This is a genomic window from Sandarakinorhabdus sp. (assembly GCF_987265915.1).
In genome coordinates this window covers 640631-658351 of the sequence record NZ_OZ503948.1, presented here as the reverse complement: position 1 = coordinate 658351, position 17721 = coordinate 640631, and the positions used below count along the sequence as shown (strand labels likewise).

The following is a 17721-nucleotide window of genomic DNA, read 5'->3' as shown; positions in this document are numbered from 1 at the left end:
GAACGAAAAGGGCGGCTCTCCAGCCGCCCTTTTTGATTCGTCTGACGGCGTGGCTCCGCCACGCTCTTCCTTGCTTCTTCCTTCACCCCGTTCAGCGGACTCGGCGGCTCCGCCGCCGGCCGCGCGCAAAAGAGACCGTCACAAAAACGTCTGACGGCACTGCTACTCCTCCTCAAGAACGGCTTGGGGGCGGGCGATGATAAGGTTGATGATCAGCTTGGTGGCGTTCCTGTTGGCGGCACCAGCGGCGGCTCAGCCTGCCGCGGTTCCAGCCGATCTGATCATCGCCAATGCCCACATCAAGACCATGGATGCCGCGCGACCGACGGCACAGGCGGTGGCGGTGCGCGACGGCCGCATCGTTGCCGTTGGCACCACCGCCGACATGGCGCAGTGGCAGGGCCCGACAACCCGCCGCATCGATGCCGAGGGCCACACGCTGCTGCCCGGCTTCATCGATACCCACATGCACCCGCGCCCGGCGATCGACGAGATGTCACCCTATGGCACGCTCGATGTGTCGGCCGAGGGCGGGGTGCGCAGCCGGGCGCAATTCAATGCCAAGCTGAAGGCCAAGGCGGCGCGACTGCCCGCCGGCAGCCTGATCCTTGGCCGGGGCTATGGCGACGATCTGATCGGTGGCCATCCGACGCGCGCCGAGCTGGATGCAGTGGTGGCCGATCATCCGGTGATCATCGTGCATGCCGGCGGCCATCGCATGGTGGCCAACAGCGCCGCCTTTGCCGAAGCCGGCTTCACCCCGGCCACAGGCGATCCGGCGGGCGGCCAGCTGGAACGCGACGCAAAGGGTGCGTTCACCGGCCGCGTGCTGGAAACGGCGCAGCGCCTGTTTTCCGGCGTAAAGGGCACCGGGCCGTCCCCCCGCGCCATCCCCGAAGCCATTACCCAAGCCGGCTATGTGCAGGAGTTCCGCAACTTCCTGTCCTATGGGCTGACCGGCATCGGCGACGCCGGCATCTCACCGCAGAAGGCCGCGCTCTATCGCCAGATGCTGAGCAATGGCCTGCCGATCAGCATCTACGCCATGCTGTCGGTTGACCATATGGACTGGCTGGTGGCCAACCGCGGCCTGCCGGAATGGCGGGTGCCGGGCCTGACCATGCGGGCTGTGAAGCTTTTTGCCGGCAATTCGCTGAGTGGCCAGACCGCGCTGTTGTATGAGCCCTATGCCACCGATCCGCATTATTTCGGGCTGGAGCCCCGGTTGCAGCCGGCCGAATTGTTGGCCCTGGTGCGCAAGGCCCAGGCGTCCGGTCTGCAAGTGGCGGTGCACGCCAATGGCGACCGCGAGATCGACCGGGTGCTGGAGGCATTCGGCACGGTGGCGGCCGAGGCGCCGCGCCGCGATACCCGGATGCGTATCGAACACGCCAGCATCACCAACGCCGGCATCATCGCCCGCGCCAAGGCGCTGGATGTGTGCCTGGCGCCGCACTCCTATATCCTCAACCACGGCGCCAAGCTGGAGGCGTTCGGGGCCCAGCGTTTTGACTGGATCGAGCCCAACCGCCACGCCATCGACGCTGGCGTCTGCATCGGCGGCACATCGGACCACCCGGTAAGCCCGCCCAAGGTGCTGGAGCGCATCCAGAGCCTGGTCACCAGACAGGCGGCGAGCAACGGCAAGGTCTATGGGCCGGACCAGCGGTTGACCCCGGACGAAGCGCTTTACGCTTTCACCATGGGCAGCGCCTATCTGCAATTCGAAGAGGCTGAGCGCGGATCGATCACACCCGGCAAGCGCGCGGATTTCGTAATGCTGGCCGATGATCCGGCGCGCGTGGCGCCCGGCCGCATTGCCGATATTGCGGTGCTGGCCACAATCGTGGGCGGCCGGACCGTGTATGAAAATGTGGCAGGGAAGCCGCGTTTCGCCTGGTGAGGCGGCCTTACCCCACAATCGCCTTGCGCACCTCAGCCGACTCCCAATCCAGCGTGCCCGCCACGCGCCAGATCTCCTTGCCCTGTTCATCATAAAGGATCGTCACCGGCAGCCCGCGCGCCTTCACCGCTTCGGCAAAGCTGCCCGGCTGATCGAGCCCGCTGTCGATATTCTTGAACTTCTTGCCCCAGAATTTGTCGACCGCCTGCCAGCCTTCCATGTCTTGGCTGATCGGCAGCACCATCACCGGCACTTCGCCGGCCAATTTGTCGAGCGCGGGCATTTCGGCGATGCACGGCGCGCACCAGGTCGCCCACAGATTGACCAGCATCTTCATGCCCTTGTGATCGGCGAGCGATTGCTTGGCGCCGCCCTTCATTTCCCACGAAACCGCCGCAGGGCCGGGTTCGCCGGCGTGGCTGCGATCGATGGTGTTGATGGCGGCCGGCGCAGCGGGCTTGGCTGGCGCTGTCGCGGCAGGTGCTTCGGCCTTGGGGGCTTCGGCCTTGTCACAGCCCGCCAGCGTCAACATCGCAGCCATCAGCATCATCTTGCGCATCGTCGGTTCCTTCAGATTACCCATGTTCCGATAAACAGCGCAGTGGCAGGCGGCAAGCGGCTGTGGCACTGGCAGCGGCACCAGCAGCAAGGGGGGGGACATGCCATGACGATCTCGCGCCGCGACACGTTGAAACTGGCAGCGCTCGGCGGCGCCGTCGCCGCCGGTTGCGGGGCTGGCGGCAATGGCCTATCGGCGGCGACCATGAGCAATGGCGACAATCTGGCCGCACAGGCAGGCGGCGAAGGGGCAGCGAACAGCCTGTGGGGCGGCCGCTTCGGCGCCGGCCCGTCGGCGATCATGCAGGAAATCAACGCGTCGATTGGCGTGGACAAACGCCTGTGGCGGCAGGACATCGCCGGCAGCCGCGCGCATGTCGCCATGCTGGGCAAGCAGGGCATCGTGTCGGCCGCCGATGTTGCCGCCATCGACAAGGGCCTCGTCCAGATCGCCGCCGAATATGAAGCCGGCAAGCTGGTCGAGAATCTGGCGCTGGAAGACATCCATCTGCATGTCGAAACGCGATTGCGCGAGATTATCGGCCCTGCCGCCGGCCGCCTGCACACGGCGCGCAGCCGCAACGATCAGGTGGCGGTGGATTTCCGGCTGTGGGTGAAGGCCGCCTGCGCCGAAGCCGATGCCGCGCTGAAAAGCCTGATCACCGCGCTGCTCGCCCGCGCCGAGGAACATGCCGATACGATCATGCCCGGCTTCACCCACTTGCAGGTGGCGCAGCCGGTGACGCTGGGCCATCACCTGCTGGCCTATGTCGAAATGCTCGGCCGCGATCGCAGCCGCTTTGCCGATGCCATGGCGCGCATGAACGAAAGCCCGCTGGGCGCTGCCGCGCTGGCCGGCACCAGCTTCCCGATCGACCGCCAGATGACGGCGAAGGCGCTGGGCTTCAGCGGCCCGACGCGCAACAGCCTGGACAGCGTGTCGGACCGGGATTTCGCGCTGGAGTATCTGGCCGCAACCCACATGACGGGCCTGCACCTGTCGCGCCTGGCCGAGGAAATCATCATCTGGGCCAGCCAGCCCTATGGGTTCGTGACGCTGCCCGATGCCTGGTCCACCGGCAGCAGCATCATGCCGCAAAAGCGCAACCCCGATGCCGCCGAGCTGGTGCGCGCCAAATCCGGCGCGTTCCTCGCCGCCTTCACCCGCCTGTCGGTGGTGATGAAGGGCCTGCCCTTGGCCTATTCCAAGGACATGCAGGACGACAAGGTGACGGTGTTTGCCGCCCATGACGATCTGGGCCTGTGCCTCGCCAGCATGACCGGCATGGTGCAGACGCTGACCTTCAACAAGGCCAAGATGCGCGCGGCGGCAAACAGCGGCTTTTCCACCGCCACCGATCTGGCCGACTGGCTGGTACGGGTGGCGAATGTGCCGTTCCGCGAAGCGCACGAGATCACCGGCAAATGCGTGAAGGCCGCCGAAGCCAAGGGCAGCGATCTGAATGGCCTGACCGATGCCGAGCTGAGCGCCATCGATGCCCGCATCACCCGCGCCGTGCGCGACGTGCTGAGCGTCGAAGCCAGCGTTGCCAGCCGCACGAGCTTTGGCGGCACCGCACCGGCCAATGTGCGCGCGGCAATTCAGGCAGCGCGGCAGCGCCTGTGAGGCGCAGCGCTGCCTTTGCTGCGCTGCTGCTGCTCACCGCTTGCGGCAAGCAGGGCGCGCTGGAACCGCGCGCCGGCCGACCCGCCCCGCAGCGCGCCGCCACCCAGGTGCGCGCCGCCACGCCGCAGGAAATGCTGAAGATCGATCCGCAGGCCGTGCCGCAGCGGGTGGATGACAATCAGGGCGCCCTGCCCGAACGCGGCAATGATCCGTTCAACCTGCCGCCCCCCCGCGAAGACTCCCGCGAAGATTGAAGACCAAAGATGGACCATTTCCAGTTTCGTGATGGCGTGATGCACGCCGAAGATGTCAGCCTTGAAACGCTGGCTGCCGAGGTCGGCACGCCGTTTTATTGCTACAGCAGCGCCACCATCGAACGGCATTACACCGTGTTCCGCGATGCCGTGGCCGGCCTGGGCAATGGCGATCCGCTGGTGGCCTTTGCAGTGAAATCCAATCCCAATCTGGCGGTGCTGGCCACGGTGGCGCGGCTGGGCGCCGGCGCCGATGTCGTGTCGGGCGGCGAACTGGCGCGCGCGCTGGCCGCCGGCATTCCCGCCAGCCGCATCGTGTTTTCCGGCGTCGGCAAGACCCGCGCCGAACTCACCGCCGGCATCGCGGCCGGCATCCTGCAGTTCAATGTCGAATCCGAAGCCGAGATCGACATGCTCGCTGCGGTCGCGGCCAAGCAGAACGCCACCGTGGAAATCGCCATCCGCATCAACCCGGCGGTCGATCCAAAGACCAATGCCAAGATCTCCACCGGCGGTGCCGATGCCAAGTTCGGCATTCCGTGGGAACGTGTGCCGGCCGCCTTCGCCCAGGCCGCCGCCCATCCCAATCTGCGCGCCGTGGGCCTCGCCGCCCATATCGGCAGCCAGTTGACCGATCTTGGCCCGGTGGAAGACACGATCCGCAAGCTGGGGGAACTGGCGCGCGCGCTGGAAGCGGCCGGCCACAGCATCAAGCGCATCGATGTCGGCGGCGGGCTCGGTGTGCCCTACAACCGCGACCTTCCGCCGCCGCCCAGCCCGGCCGATTATGCCGCGATGGTGGCCCGCGCCACCGCCGGCTGGCCGTGGCGGCTGATGTTCGAACCCGGACGCATGATCGTCGGCAATGCCGGCGTGCTGGTGAGCGAAGTGATCCTGACCAAGGAAGGCGCGTCGCGGCATTTCATCGTGGTCGATGCTGCGATGAACGATCTGCTGCGGCCGTCGCTCTACAACGCCTGGCACGATATCTTGGCGGTGCGGCCCAAGGCGGCGCGCACGGTCGCCACGGTGGTCGGCCCGATCTGCGAGACCGGCGACACCTTCGCCACCGATCGCGAGATGGAGGATGTCGGGTCGGGCGATCTCGTCGCCTTCATGACCGCCGGCGCCTATGGCGCGACCATGGCCAGCACCTACAACTCGCGCCCGCTGGTGCCCGAAGTAATGGTGAACGGCGATCAATGGGCCATCGTTTCGCAGCGCAACCAGCCCGAAGCCATGCTGGCGCTGGATGCGAAAGCGCCGTGGTTGTGACCCCCTCTTCTCCCCTCCCTTCCAGGGAGGGGTTGGGGGAGGGTTCTCCCCGCCAGGACGCATTTCCTTGTGAAGCGCTCGCTGCGCTCGCACCCGCCCCCGGCCCCTCCTTGAGAGGGAGGGGAGCAGTATGAAAGCCGCCTCGCAATCCCGCATCCTTGCCGCCAGCCTGGTCGGCACCGCGGTCGAATTCTATGATTTCTACATCTACGCCACCGCCGCCGCGCTGGTGTTCGGGCCGTTGTTCTTCCCGTCCGACAACCCGGATCTGCAATTGCTGCTCAGCTTCGCCAGCTTTGCCGTGGCCTTTGTCGCCCGGCCGATCGGCGCGCTGGTGTTCGGCCATTATGGCGATCGGCTGGGCCGGAAATCCACGCTGGTCGCCTCGCTGGTGCTGATGGGTGGTTCCACCTTCGCCATCACCTTCCTGCCCGGCTATGCCGCCATCGGGGTGGCGGCGCCGGTGCTGCTGTGCCTGCTGCGCTTTGGGCAAGGGTTCGGGCTGGGCGGCGAATGGGGCGGCGCGGCGCTGCTGGCGGTGGAAAATGCCCCACCCGGCTGGCGCGGGCGTTATGGCATGTTCCCGCAATTGGGCGCGCCGGTGGGCTTCATCGCTGCCAATGGCCTGTTTCTCGCGCTCGGCCTGTGGCTGGACGATGGCAGTTTTCGCGACTGGGGCTGGCGGCTGCCGTTTGCCGGATCGATCCTGCTGGTCGGCATCGGCCTGTGGGTGCGGCTGAACATATTGGAAACCCCTGCCTTCGCCGCAATGGCCAAGCATGAAAAACCGCCTTCGGTGCCGCTGGCCGAATTGATCCGCCACCACGGCCGCGCCACCTTGTGCGGCATCGCGGCGGCCGTCACCTGCTTTGCGATCTTCTACATCTGCACCGCCTTTGCGCTCGGCTATGGCACCACCGCATTGGGTTACAGCCGCGGTGAATTCCTGCAACTGCAACTGGGCGCCATATTGTTTCTGGCGGCCGGCATCCTGGTGGCGGGCTGGCTGTCCGATCGCACTAGCGCGCGGGCGGTGCTGATGTGGGGCAGCATCGCCAGCATCGGCGTTGGTGCGGCCATGGGCCCGTTGATGCAGGCAGGTTCCGTGGGCGTGTTCGCGTTCCTGGCGCTCGGCCTGTTCGTCATGGGCTTTGTCTATGGGCCGCTGGGGGCTTTCCTGCCCGGCCTGTTCCCGGCGCGGGTGCGCTACACCGGGGCCAGCGTCGCCTTCAACATGGGCGGAATCATCGGCGGCGGCCTCACCCCGGTCATCGGGCAGGCGCTGGCCAGCAATTACGGCATCGGCGCGGTCGGCTGGTATCTGGCGGGCGCGGCCCTGGTGAGCGCGGGCGGCCTTGCGCTCTTGCCGAAGGCGGATGGGCTGGCGAGGCCGTGAACTCATAATTGGCTAGGGTCGTGACGATGGTGATTTTGTTCACTGGCAAGGAGCTAGGAGGGCGCGATGCAGCGCATCGCAACCGACGACGCGACGCGGCCAGTGGGCAAAAGCGCCGTCGCCGCTTCGCGGTCGCCCGGAGAGGTGATTTGGCGGCCCCGTGCCCGCTCGCCGGGGGCGTGGACGCCCGCCTTCGCGTGCCCGGAACCGCCAAATCACCTCTCCGGACGATCCCGACCCTAGCCAATTATGAGTCCACGGCCTAACGTCGCGCCATGATCCTGCGCACCCTGCTCCTCACCACCATCTTCGCCGTCCCGGCCTTGGCATCACCCGAAACCGATCGCTGGGCGAAATCCAGCGCCGCGGTGACCATCACCCGCGATGATTTCGGCATCCCGCACATCAAGGGCAAAACCGATGCCGACGCGGTGTTCGGCATGATCCACGCCCAGGCCGAGGATGATTTCAATCGCGTCGAAACCAATTTCATCAACGCGCAAGGGCGTTTGGCCGAAACCGAAGGCGAATCCGCCATCTGGCGTGATCTGCGCATGAAACTCTTCATCGATCCCGCCGAATTGCAGGCGCAATACAAGGCCGCGCCGGGCTGGTTGAAATCGCTGTGCGTCGCCTGGGCCGATGCGCTGAACCATTATCTCGCCACCCACAGCCAAGTGAAACCGCGCGTCATCACCCGTTTCGAACCGTGGATGGCGCTGTCGTTCAGCGAAGGCAGCATCGGCGGCGACATTGAAAGCATCAATCTCGGCCGGCTGGAAAGCTTCTACACCGGCCAGAAGGTGGCGATGTCGGCCGTGGAGTTGGGCAGCGAAATCGAAGAGCCCGCCGGCTCCAACGGCATGGCGCTGGCGCCCAGCCGCAGCGTCAGCGGTGATGCGCTGCTGCTGATCAATCCGCACACCAGCTTTTACTTCCGATCCGAAGCCAAGGTCGAAAGCGGCCAGGGCCTCGATGCCTATGGCGCCAGCACCTGGGGGCAGTTTTTCGTCTATCAGGGTTTCAACCGCAACATCGGCTGGATGCACACCTCGTCGGGCGTGGACAATATCGACGAATATGCGCTGACCGTGGAGAAGAAGGCTGGCAAGTATCATTATTTGCACGGCACGACCTGGTTGCCCTTGCGCGAAAAGATCATCCGCGTGCCCTTCAAGGCCGCCGACGGCAGTATGCAGGTGCGCAGCTTCACCACCTGGCGGTCCCACCACGGCCCGGTGATCCGCAGCGAGAACGGCAAATGGATCGCCATCGCGCTGATGCACCGGCCGGTTGCGGCGCTGGAACAAAGCTTCCTGCGCACCAAGGCGACCGATCTGGCGAGCTATCTGAAGGTCGCGTCGCGCCGCGCCAATTCGTCCAACGCCACGCTGTTTGCCAGTTCCAAGGGCGAAATCGCCTATCTCCACCCGCAGTTCGTGCCGATCCGCGACCCCAAGTTTGACTGGAAGAAGCCCGTCGATGGCAGTGACCCGGCCACCGATTGGCAGGGCGAGCACAGCCTGGATCAATTGCCCAACGTGGCAAACCCCGGCAGCGGCTTCGCCTTCAACGTCAACAACTGGCCGTGGACCGCCGCTGGCCCGGACAGCCCGAAGCAGGCCGCCTTCCCGAAATATATGGACAGCGCCGGCGAAAACCCGCGCGGGCCCAATGCGCTGCGCCTGCTGAGCGGGGACAAGAAGTTCGATCTGCCCGGCCTGCTCACCACCGCCTATGATCCCTATCTGCAGGGCTTTGCCGACACCGTCCCCGGCCTGATCAAGGCGTGGGACGCGCTGGCGGACGGGCCGCAGAAGGCCCGGCTGGCCGCGCCAGTCGCGGCGTTGAAGGCCTGGGATTATCGCACTGGCGAAGCCTCGGTGGCCACCAGCATTGCCAATTTCTGGGGCGACGAGATGATCAAGCGCTTCGGCCCGGTTGCGCGCCTGGATGAAGAAGCCATCGTGCCCTATCTCGCCAGCGCGAAAGTGCCGGATGCCGAGCGCCTTGCCGCGCTGGACACCGCCATCACCAAGCTGGCCGGCGATTTCGGCGGCTGGGATGTGGCGTGGGGCAACATCAACCGCTTCCAGCGCCTGACCGGTAACATCAGCCAATCCTATGACGACAAATTGCCGAGCACGCCGATCGGCTTTGCCAGCGGCAACTGGGGCAGCCTGGCCAGCTTCGGCGCCCGCCAGCGCGACGGCACCAAGCGCTGGTATGGCGATTATGGCAACAGCTTCGTCGCGGTGGTGCGTTTCGGCAAGGACGGGCCGGAGGCCCGCGCCGTGCACGCCGGCGGGATCAATGCCAACCCCGCGTCCCCCCATTTCCGCGACCAGGCCGAACGCTATCGCAGCCACGATTTCCGCACCGTCTATTTCACCGACGCGCAGTTGCAGGGCCATACGGAGCGGACTTACCGGCCGGGCGAATAGTGCGCATCGCCCTGTATGAACCGGAAATCGCCGGCAATGTCGGCGCGGTGCTGCGGCTGGGCGCCTGCCTGGGCACGCCGGTCGATCTGATCGAGCCGCTGGGCTTCGTGTGGGATGACGCCCGCGTCCGCCGCGCCGCGATGGATTATATCGATCATGTCAGCATCACCCGGCACCGGGATTTCGCCGCCTTCCGCGCCAGTGTCGGCAGCAGCCGCCTGATCCTGCTCACCACCAAGGCCAGCCAATCGGCCTATGATTTCCAATATCTGCCCGATGATGTCCTGCTGTTCGGCAAGGAAAGCGCCGGCGTCCCTACCGAAATCGCCGCCGCCTGCGACGCTCGCGTCCGCCTGCCGATGCGCGGCGGCGTGCGATCGATGAACCTCGCACTGTCGGCGGCGCTGGCAACCGGCGAAGCGCTGCGCCAGACGGGCATGCTGCCATAAACTGATACACATTGTATATCGCGCCTGTTATACATGCGTCACAGGAGTTTCGCCGTGCGCAACGCAGCCGTCCCTATCCCGCCCAAGCCTGAAACCAAAGCCGTCAACCTGCGCGTACGCGATGACGTTCGGGCGCTGATCGACCGCGCCGCTCGCAGCCACGGCAAGAGCCGGTCCGATTTCATGATCGATGCGGCCCGGCGTGCGGCGGAAGAGGCGTTGCTCGATCAATGCCTGGTGCGGGTCGATGCCGAAAGTTTCGACCGTTTTGTGCAATTGCTCGATGCGCCACCGTCGGGCGATGGCTTTGCCCGGCTGATGAACCGGCCGGCGCCCTGGAGCGAATGACGCTCCACGCGCCGGCGCTGCTGGCGGCGCACCATGATGTGCGCGCGTTCTGCTGCGGCGTGCCGGGCCTGGATGATTGGCTGATCCGCCGTGCGCTGGCCAACCAGGCCTCTGGCGCGTCGCGCACCTATGTCGTTGCGGATACCGCCCACAAGGTTGCTGGCTACTATGCGCTGGCCTCTGGCGCGCTGGCCGTTGCCGACGCGCCAGGCCGCCTGCGCAGCAACATGCCGGATCCGATCCCGATGGCGGTGCTGGGGCGGCTTGCCGTCGATCAGGCCTGGGCTGGCAAGGGCCTCGGCGCTGCCATGCTCAAGGATGCCGTGTTGCGGGTGAAGCAAGCGGCCGACGTACTGGGCATCCGCGGCGTCCTCGTGCACGCGATCTCTGAAGATGCGCGGCTGTTTTATGAGCGCTTCGGCTTTGCCGACACGCCCGCGCAGCCGATGACCCTGGTGCTGTCGATCAAGTCGTAAGCGTTCACCTGATCACCGGCCGTGCCGCCGCATTCGCCGCCGTTTCCACCAGCGTATAATAAAACCGGTTGAAATCCTGCGCCGCATCCAGATCCATCGGCGTGCTGATGTCGTCCTGCGGGCGGTGGTAGCGGCGGTTGTACCAGTCGCGGTAGATGCGCTCTTCCTGGGTGCGCGGGTTGTAGGCGAAGATGAAGTTCACGGCCGGAATGCCGGCTTCCATGAACGGCCAGCTATCGACGCGGCGGATGAGGTTGCGTTCGGGCTCGCGGTCGGGGCGGATTTCGATCTTCAAGCCTTCCGCCACGGCCTTGGCGGTATCGGCCAGCGTATTCTGCCCCAGCCCGTGCAGGGTGAGCGCCTTCAGCGGAAACAGCGGGCGCAATTGATCGAGGTTGATCACGCCCGCCAGCTGTTCCTTCGGCACGGTCGGCTGCTTCAGCCACCAGCGCGCGCCCAGGAGGCCCTTTTCCTCCGCTGTCCATGCCGCGAACAGCACGGGCCGCGCGAAGCCCTTGCCCTTGCGGCGCATCGCCAACTGGCTGAGCAGCGCCACATAGCCGGCATCATCGAGGGTGCCGTTATAGAGCCCATCGCCATTGACCGGCTCGCCAAAGCCATAGCCATCGATGTGGGCGCCGAGCAGCAATACTTCCTGCGCCTTCGCCGGATCGGTGCCGGGCAGCAGGCCGATCAACTGCTGGCTGGTGAAGCTGCGCTGCGCGGTCGTCAGCTTCGCTTCAAAGCGGCCAGGCAGATCGAAGCTTTCCAGATCGCGGTGCAAACCGGCATCGGTGAGAATGGCCGCCGCCAGCCGCTGCGACCCGGCGATCAGCGTGGCCAACGCCGCGCCATTGACCCGGAACTGCGGCAGGCCGGTCGGCAGCGCCGTGCCCTCATGCGCCACGTTGCGGGCATAGGCATCGGGCCAGCGCGGCGGTTCGATGGTGAAGGCCCCATCATCGATGGTGAGCAGCGCGATGGCGCCGGCTGCGGTGACGGCCGCCAGCCGCTCCGCCGGTGGCGCGCGCCCGCTGCGGCGGCTGCCGTAACAAATGGCGATCTTGCCCTTCAGTTCCGGGCCGGCTTCGGATTTGCTGCAATAGCCGGCAAAGCGCATCGCGCCGGACAGCGTCGCCGGCAGATCGGTGGCCGGGCGCGGCGTGACATCGTGCAGGAAGCGAAGCGGGGCGGCGCTGCCATCCGGGGCGACGACGCGCATGTCGGCGCTGGTGACGCGCACTTCGTGCAGCGGCACCGTCTGGCGGAAACTGCCATTCTCGCCCGCGGGTTGCAGCCGGGCAGCCTTGAACCAGGTTTCGACCAGATCGATGGCGCGCGCATGGCCGGGGCTGCCGGCATCGCGGCCTTCCATCGCATCGCTGCTCAGTTCGGCGGTGCGGGCGAGCCAGGCGCGGGTATCGGCATCAGGCTTGGCGAGGGCCGGCGTAGCAAGAAGGGCGAGGAGCGGGAGGATGGTGCGCATGGTCGGCAGCATGCCCACCCCCGGCCCCTCCCGCAAGTAGCCTGCCCCGGACCTGATCCGGGGCAGGGGAGATAAGTGTTGCTCAGACCGTGAAACTCTCGCCGCAGCCACACGCCCCCTTGGCGTTGGGGTTGTTGAACACGAAGCCGGCGGAGAAATCATCCTCGCGCCAATCCATGATGCTGCCGATCAGATACATCAGGCTGGCGCCATCGATGAACAAGGTGCCGCCCGGCGTGTCGATGCGCTCGTCGCCGGGTTTGGCGGCGGTGATATAGGCCAGATCATAGGCCAGACCCGAACAGCCGCGGCGCGGTGTGGAGAGGCGCACACCGATGGCATCGGCAGGTGCGCCGGCCAGAATGGCGGCGATGCGATCCGATGCGCTTGTCGTGACGATCACCGGGGCGGGGCGTGGGCGGCGCAACGTCGTCGTGGTCGTTTCCATCACAGCATTCCCATCTCAAGCTTGGCTTCGTCAGTCATCTTGCCGGGGTCCCACGCCGGGTCCCACACCAGATTGACGTCACAGCTCTGGATGCCGGGCACGGCACAGACGCGGATTTCGACTTCGCCAGGCATCGATTCAGCGACCGGGCAGCTCGGCGTCGTCAGCGTCATCGTCACCACGGCGTGGCCATTGTCCACCTCCACGCCATAGATCAGGCCGAGATCATAGATGTTCACCGGGATTTCGGGATCGTGAATCTGGCGCAGCGCAGCGACGACTTCGGCGACGATGTCATCGGCCGGGGCTTCGGCCGGTTCGGACTGCGGATTGAGGAAGCCATCGAGATAATCGGGCTGGCGCGCGGCCGCCTCGGCAACGGCCCGCAGCGGCGGCGCCTTGGGCACCGGGGCGGCCTCGGTCACTTCTTCCACGGCAAAGCTGCGTTCGGTCATGTTGGGATCCCAAAGATGCGGGTGACGCGGGTGAGGCCGGCAACCAGTCGTTCGACATCTTCGGCGCTGTTGTACAGGCCGAAACTGGCGCGGGCAGTGGCAGGCACGCCAAGCACAGCCATCAACGGCTGCGCACAATGATGGCCAGCGCGGATGGCGACGCCGGCTTCATCCAATATGGTGCCGATGTCGTGCGGATGCACCCCCGCCATCGTGAAGCTGAGGATGCCGGCGCTGTCGTCCGGGCCGAGCAGATGGATGGAGTTCAGGGCCGACAACGCGGTGCGGGCTTGCTTGACCAGCGCGGCTTCGTGGGCGTGGATGCGGTCAATCCCGATGCCTTCCACATATTCGATGGCCGCGGCCAGGCCGATCACGCCTTCGATATGCGGGGTGCCGGCTTCGAAGCGGCCGGGCGGCGGCGCGTAGGTGGTCTTTTCGAACGAGACGGTTTCGATCATCGCGCCGCCGCCTTGCCACGGCGGCATCGATTCCAGAATTTCGGCGCGCGCCCACAACACGCCGATGCCGGTCGGGCCATAAAGCTTGTGGCCGGACAGCACATAGAAATCGCAATCCAACGCGGCCACATCAAGCGCTAGCCGCGGCGCGGCCTGGCAGCCATCGACCATCAGCAGCGCGCCAGCCGCATGGGCGGCATCGGCAATGCGGCGCACATCGGCGACACCGCCGAGCACGTTGGACACATGGGCGATGGCGACCAGCTTTGTCTCCGGGCGGATCATCGCAATCAGCGCATCCTCATCGATGCAGCCATCATCGGTGAGCGGCGCCACATCGAGCACGGCACCACTGCGTTCACACAGCATCTGCCACGGCACGATATTGCTGTGATGTTCCAGCGCGGAAATCAGGATGCGGTCGCCGGCCTTCAAACGCTGGCCCCAGCTTTGCGCCACCAGATTGATGCCTTCGGTGGCGCCGCGCACGAACACGATCTCGTTGCTGGCCGCGCCGATGAAGCGGGCTACGCGCGCGCGCGCCTCTTCAAAGCGCAGCGTCATGGTGGCGGAGCGTTCATACACGCCGCGGTGCACGGTGGCATAATCCGGGCCATAGCAACGCGCGATGGCATCGATGACGGCTTGCGGCTTCTGCGCGGTGGCCGCCGTATCGAGATAGGCCCAATCGCCGGCCATCCCGGGGAAGTCACCCTTCAGATCGAGCAGGGGAGAGGCGGTGAGAATCGTCATGCCAACAGCGCGGTGATTTCGGCGTCGAGCGCCTCGGTCGTCGCCTCGTCCAGGCCCTCCAGCGCATCCGACAGGAAGGCGCGCGTCAGCAGGGCGCGCGCCTGCGCCGGCGGCACGCCGCGGCTGGTCAGGTAGAACAGCGCCTGCGCGTCGATCTCACCCACCGTGGCACCATGGGCGCATTTCACATCGTCGGCGAAGATTTCCAGCTCCGGCTTGGCATTGGCCGTGGCGCCGCGACCCTGCAGCAGCGCCTTGAACGACTGGCTGGCATCGGTTTTCTGGCCCGTGCGCGCCACGGCGACCTGGCCGAGATAGGAGGTCGTCGCCGTGCCGCCGGCCACCGCGCGCACGATCTGGCGGCTGGTGGCGGCCACGCCGATGTGGCGGACCGTGGTGACCAGTTCGATCTTCTGTTCGCCCTGGCCGATCAGCACCGCGCCCAGCTGGAAATCCGCGCCGTCATGCAACGTCACGTCCAGCGCAATGCGGCCATAGCTGCGGCCCGAATCGAGGATGGTCAGGCGGCAGGCCCCGCCCGCGCCGATGGTGATGGCGAGGTGGCGAATGCCCTCTTCGCTGGCGCGGATGATGTCGCTGTGGGCCGCGCCAGCCGGGACGTCGATCGCCTCCACGGCCACCGGCCAATGGCGGGCAACAGCAGCCAGATCGCTGTAGCGCCAGGCCTCATCCTTGCGGGTGGGAAGCGCGCTCATGCCGCGATCGCGGAATAGCCTTCCGCCTCCAGCTTGTGCGCCAGTTCCGGGCCGCCCGAATGCACGATGCGGCCATCCATCAGCACATGGATATGATCGGGCACGACATAATCGAGCAGGCGCTGATAATGGGTGATCAGCAGCGCGGCGCGATCCGGCCCGCGCATGGCGTTGATGCCATCGGCGACCACGCGCAGCGCATCGATATCGAGGCCCGAATCGGTTTCATCCAGCACGGCGAACCATGGCTGCAGGATATGCATCTGCACCATTTCGTTGCGCTTCTTCTCGCCGCCGGAAAAGCCCTGGTTCACGGCGCGCTTCATCATGTCGAAGGGCAGGCCGAGCTGTTCGGCGGCGGCCTTGGCCAGCTTCATGAACTCGGCGCCCGACGCTTCCGCTTCGCCGCGCAAAGTGCGCTGGGCATTCAGGGCGGTGCGCAGGAACAGCAGGTTGGACACGCCGGGGATTTCCACCGGATATTGCAGGCCCAGGAACATGCCGGCCGTCGCACGCTCGTGCGGGGCAAGGCTGAGCAGATCCTGCCCGCGGAAGGTCACGCTGCCGCCGGTCACTTCATAGCCGTCGCGCCCGGCCAGCACATAGGACAGGGTGGATTTGCCGGCGCCATTCGGCCCCATGATGGCGTGCACGCTGCCGGCCTCGACCGTCAGGCTGAGGCCCTTCAGAATTTGCTTGCCGTCGATTTCGGCGCTGAGATTGTCGATAACGAGCATGTTCAACGATCCACATTCTGGCGCTTGACGATGGTGACCACCGCCTGTTCACGCAAATCTTTCTCGATCACGCCGACGCTGGCTTCGGCGACGATTTCGGCCTGGTTGGCGCTGTGCTGCGGGTGGCCGAGGCGATCAAAGGACGCCACTTTCAGGGTGAGCGCATTGCGCAGCGGCCGGCAGGCCTTCACCGCCGCAATGGCGATGCTGCCCGCCGGGTCCTGGCTGACATCGGCAGCGGCCACCTGCTTGTCGACGCAGGCGGTGTAATCCTGCGTCATCCGGTCAAGCTCGGTGCGCAGCTGCTGCCCCTTGGGATCGACGCGCGGCGGCGCGGCATCGCAGGCGGCGAGCAGCAACGGAATGCAGGCCAGCGCCAGCCTCATCCGACACTGCCTTCCAGGCTGAGGCCCAGCAGTTTCTGCGCCTCGACGGCGAATTCCATCGGCAATTGCTGCAGCACCTCGCGGCAGAAACCGTTGACGATCAGGCCGACCGCCGCCTCGGTATCGAGCCCGCGCGACTGGGCGTAGAACAGCTGATCGTCGCTGATCTTCGACGTCGTCGCTTCATGCTCCAGCGTCGCGGACGGGTTGCGCACTTCGATATAGGGCACGGTATGGGCGCCGCAGTTGCTGCCGAGCAGCAGCGAATCGCACTGCGTATGGTTGCGCGCGTTTTCCGCCGTGGCGGCGATGCGCACCAGGCCGCGATAGGTGCCGTTGCTGCGCCCGGCGGTGATGCCCTTCGACACGATGGTGGAGCGCGAGCCCTTGCCGAGATGGATCATCTTGGTGCCGGTGTCGGCCTGCTGGCAATTGTTGGTGACCGCCACCGAATAGAATTCGCCGACGCTGTTTTCACCCGACAGCACGCACGACGGATATTTCCAGGTGATGGCGCTGCCGGTTTCGACCTGCGTCCAGCTGACCTTGCTGTTCTTCCCCAGGCAGTTGGCGCGCTTGGTGACGAAATTGTAGATGCCGCCCTTGCCGTCGGCATCGCCCGGATACCAGTTCTGCACCGTGCTGTACTTGATCTCGGCATCATCCAGCGCCACCAGTTCCACGACAGCGGCGTGCAGCTGATTTTCATCGCGCATCGGCGCGGTGCAGCCTTCCAGATAGGAGACGTATGCGCCCTTGTCGGCGATGATCAGCGTCCGTTCGAACTGGCCGGTGTTGGCGGCGTTGATGCGGAAATAGGTGGAAAGCTCCATCGGGCAGCGCACGCCTTCGGGGATGTAAACGAAGGTGCCGTCGGAAAAGACCGCGCTGTTCAGGCAGGCAAAATAATTGTCCTGCACCGGCACCACGCTGCCCAGCCATTTCTTCACCAGATCGGGATACGCCTTCACCGCCTCCGAAATCGACAGGAAGATGACGCCGGCCTTCAGCAATTCGGCGCGGAAGGTGGTGGCCACCGACACGCTGTCGAACACCGCATCGACCGCGATGCGGCGCGCGCCTTCGACGCCGGCCAGCATCTTCTGTTCCTCGATCGGAATGCCGAGCTTTTCATACGCCCGGCGGATTTCGGGATCGAGTTCATCGAGGGAGGCCAGGGTCGGCTTGGCCTTGGGCGCGGCATAATAATAAGCGTCCTGATAATCGATCGGCGCGATGTTCAGCTTGGCCCAATCCGGGCTTTCCATCCTCTGCCAGCGCGCAAACGCCTTCAGCCGCCAATCGAGCAGCCATTCAGGCTCGCCCTTCTTGGCGGAAATATAGCGCACCGTATCTTCATTCAGGCCCTTGGGCGCCATTTCGGATTCGACATCCGATGTGAAGCCCCATTTGTAAGCCGCAAGATCCTCGACCGCCGCACGCGCGGCAGCATCCTGAACAGGGGCATCCTGCACCGGAGCGGGTTCATCGATGACAGCGGTGAAGCTGTCGGCCGTGGCATCTTCAGACATGATCAGAACACTCTTGA

The 17721-nt window shown here is 65.8% G+C and carries 18 protein-coding genes; 9 read left to right on the top strand and 9 right to left on the bottom strand.

Annotation, left to right across the window (positions count from 1 at the left end; genetic code table 11):
- Positions 1 to 208 precede the first annotated feature (208 nt).
- Entirely contained in the window at positions 209 to 1903 is a 1695-nt protein-coding gene (locus tag AC6UUM_RS03175; RefSeq protein ID WP_500803902.1) for an amidohydrolase, read from the top strand.
- A gap of 7 nt (positions 1904 to 1910) precedes the next feature.
- Here the strand turns inward: AC6UUM_RS03175 and AC6UUM_RS03170 are convergent, their stop codons facing one another.
- Positions 1911 to 2486 (bottom strand): TlpA family protein disulfide reductase, encoded by a 576-nt coding sequence (locus AC6UUM_RS03170; RefSeq protein WP_500803901.1) that lies wholly within the window; start codon positions 2484 to 2486, stop codon positions 1911 to 1913.
- 180 nt (positions 2487 to 2666) lie between these two features.
- On the opposite strand from AC6UUM_RS03170, the gene argH reads away from it, so the two are divergent.
- From argH to AC6UUM_RS03130, 8 genes are all read left to right on the top strand, one after another.
- A complete protein-coding gene (gene argH, locus AC6UUM_RS03165) occupies positions 2667 to 4088 on the top strand; it encodes an argininosuccinate lyase (RefSeq protein ID WP_500804894.1) in 1422 nt (473 codons plus the stop codon).
- Positions 4085 to 4342, top strand: coding sequence for a hypothetical protein (locus tag AC6UUM_RS03160; protein WP_500803900.1), 258 nt, complete (start codon positions 4085 to 4087; stop codon positions 4340 to 4342). The genes argH and AC6UUM_RS03160 overlap by 4 nt, the downstream gene beginning before the upstream one ends.
- Positions 4343 to 4351: 9 nt before the next feature.
- Positions 4352 to 5617: a diaminopimelate decarboxylase gene (gene lysA, locus AC6UUM_RS03155; RefSeq protein ID WP_500803899.1), complete on the top strand. Its 1266-nt coding sequence runs from the start codon at positions 4352 to 4354 to the stop codon at positions 5615 to 5617.
- A gap of 130 nt (positions 5618 to 5747) precedes the next feature.
- On the top strand, positions 5748 to 7013 hold the full coding sequence (locus AC6UUM_RS03150; RefSeq protein ID WP_500803898.1) for an MFS transporter: 1266 nt from the start codon (positions 5748 to 5750) through the stop codon (positions 7011 to 7013).
- Between the two features lie 275 nt (positions 7014 to 7288).
- Positions 7289 to 9457, top strand: a complete 2169-nt coding sequence (locus AC6UUM_RS03145) for a penicillin acylase family protein (RefSeq protein WP_500803897.1) — start codon at positions 7289 to 7291, stop codon at positions 9455 to 9457.
- Positions 9457 to 9906, top strand: coding sequence for a tRNA (cytidine(34)-2'-O)-methyltransferase (locus tag AC6UUM_RS03140; RefSeq protein ID WP_500803896.1), 450 nt, complete (start codon positions 9457 to 9459; stop codon positions 9904 to 9906). Before AC6UUM_RS03145 ends, AC6UUM_RS03140 begins: the two co-directional genes overlap by 1 nt.
- A gap of 54 nt (positions 9907 to 9960) precedes the next feature.
- Complete coding sequence (locus tag AC6UUM_RS03135) at positions 9961 to 10254, top strand: type II toxin-antitoxin system TacA family antitoxin (protein ID WP_500803895.1); 294 nt, start codon at positions 9961 to 9963, stop codon at positions 10252 to 10254.
- The gene (locus tag AC6UUM_RS03130; RefSeq protein ID WP_500803894.1) at positions 10251 to 10730 is read left to right on the top strand and encodes a GNAT family N-acetyltransferase; all 480 of its coding nucleotides are present in this window, start codon (positions 10251 to 10253) and stop codon (positions 10728 to 10730) included. Before AC6UUM_RS03135 ends, AC6UUM_RS03130 begins: the two co-directional genes overlap by 4 nt.
- Positions 10731 to 10734: 4 nt before the next feature.
- Here the strand turns inward: AC6UUM_RS03130 and AC6UUM_RS03125 are convergent, their stop codons facing one another.
- The 8 genes from AC6UUM_RS03125 to sufB all read right to left on the bottom strand — a co-directional run bounded on the left by AC6UUM_RS03125 (position 10735) and on the right by sufB (position 17704).
- The gene (locus AC6UUM_RS03125) at positions 10735 to 12216 is read right to left on the bottom strand and encodes a M28 family peptidase (protein ID WP_500803893.1); all 1482 of its coding nucleotides are present in this window, start codon (positions 12214 to 12216) and stop codon (positions 10735 to 10737) included.
- An 82-nt stretch (positions 12217 to 12298) separates the two neighbouring features.
- Positions 12299 to 12664, bottom strand: a complete 366-nt coding sequence (locus AC6UUM_RS03120) for a HesB/IscA family protein (RefSeq protein ID WP_500803892.1) — start codon at positions 12662 to 12664, stop codon at positions 12299 to 12301.
- Positions 12664 to 13119, bottom strand: coding sequence for an iron-sulfur cluster assembly protein (locus AC6UUM_RS03115; RefSeq protein ID WP_500803891.1), 456 nt, complete (start codon positions 13117 to 13119; stop codon positions 12664 to 12666). The genes AC6UUM_RS03120 and AC6UUM_RS03115 overlap by 1 nt, the downstream gene beginning before the upstream one ends.
- Positions 13116 to 14333 carry a cysteine desulfurase gene (locus tag AC6UUM_RS03110; protein ID WP_500803890.1) on the bottom strand — a complete coding sequence of 406 codons (1218 nt, stop codon included), beginning with the start codon at positions 14331 to 14333 and terminating at the stop codon, positions 13116 to 13118. Before AC6UUM_RS03110 ends, AC6UUM_RS03115 begins: the two co-directional genes overlap by 4 nt.
- Positions 14330 to 15049, bottom strand: coding sequence for a SufD family Fe-S cluster assembly protein (locus AC6UUM_RS03105; protein ID WP_500803889.1), 720 nt, complete (start codon positions 15047 to 15049; stop codon positions 14330 to 14332). The genes AC6UUM_RS03110 and AC6UUM_RS03105 overlap by 4 nt, the downstream gene beginning before the upstream one ends.
- Entirely contained in the window at positions 15046 to 15786 is a 741-nt protein-coding gene (sufC, locus tag AC6UUM_RS03100; protein WP_500804893.1) for a Fe-S cluster assembly ATPase SufC, read from the bottom strand. Before sufC ends, AC6UUM_RS03105 begins: the two co-directional genes overlap by 4 nt.
- Positions 15787 to 15788: 2 nt before the next feature.
- Positions 15789 to 16172 carry a hypothetical protein gene (locus AC6UUM_RS03095; RefSeq protein ID WP_500803888.1) on the bottom strand — a complete coding sequence of 128 codons (384 nt, stop codon included), beginning with the start codon at positions 16170 to 16172 and terminating at the stop codon, positions 15789 to 15791.
- Entirely contained in the window at positions 16169 to 17704 is a 1536-nt protein-coding gene (sufB, locus tag AC6UUM_RS03090; RefSeq protein WP_500803887.1) for a Fe-S cluster assembly protein SufB, read from the bottom strand. Before sufB ends, AC6UUM_RS03095 begins: the two co-directional genes overlap by 4 nt.
- Between the last annotated feature and the right edge of the window lie 17 nt (positions 17705 to 17721).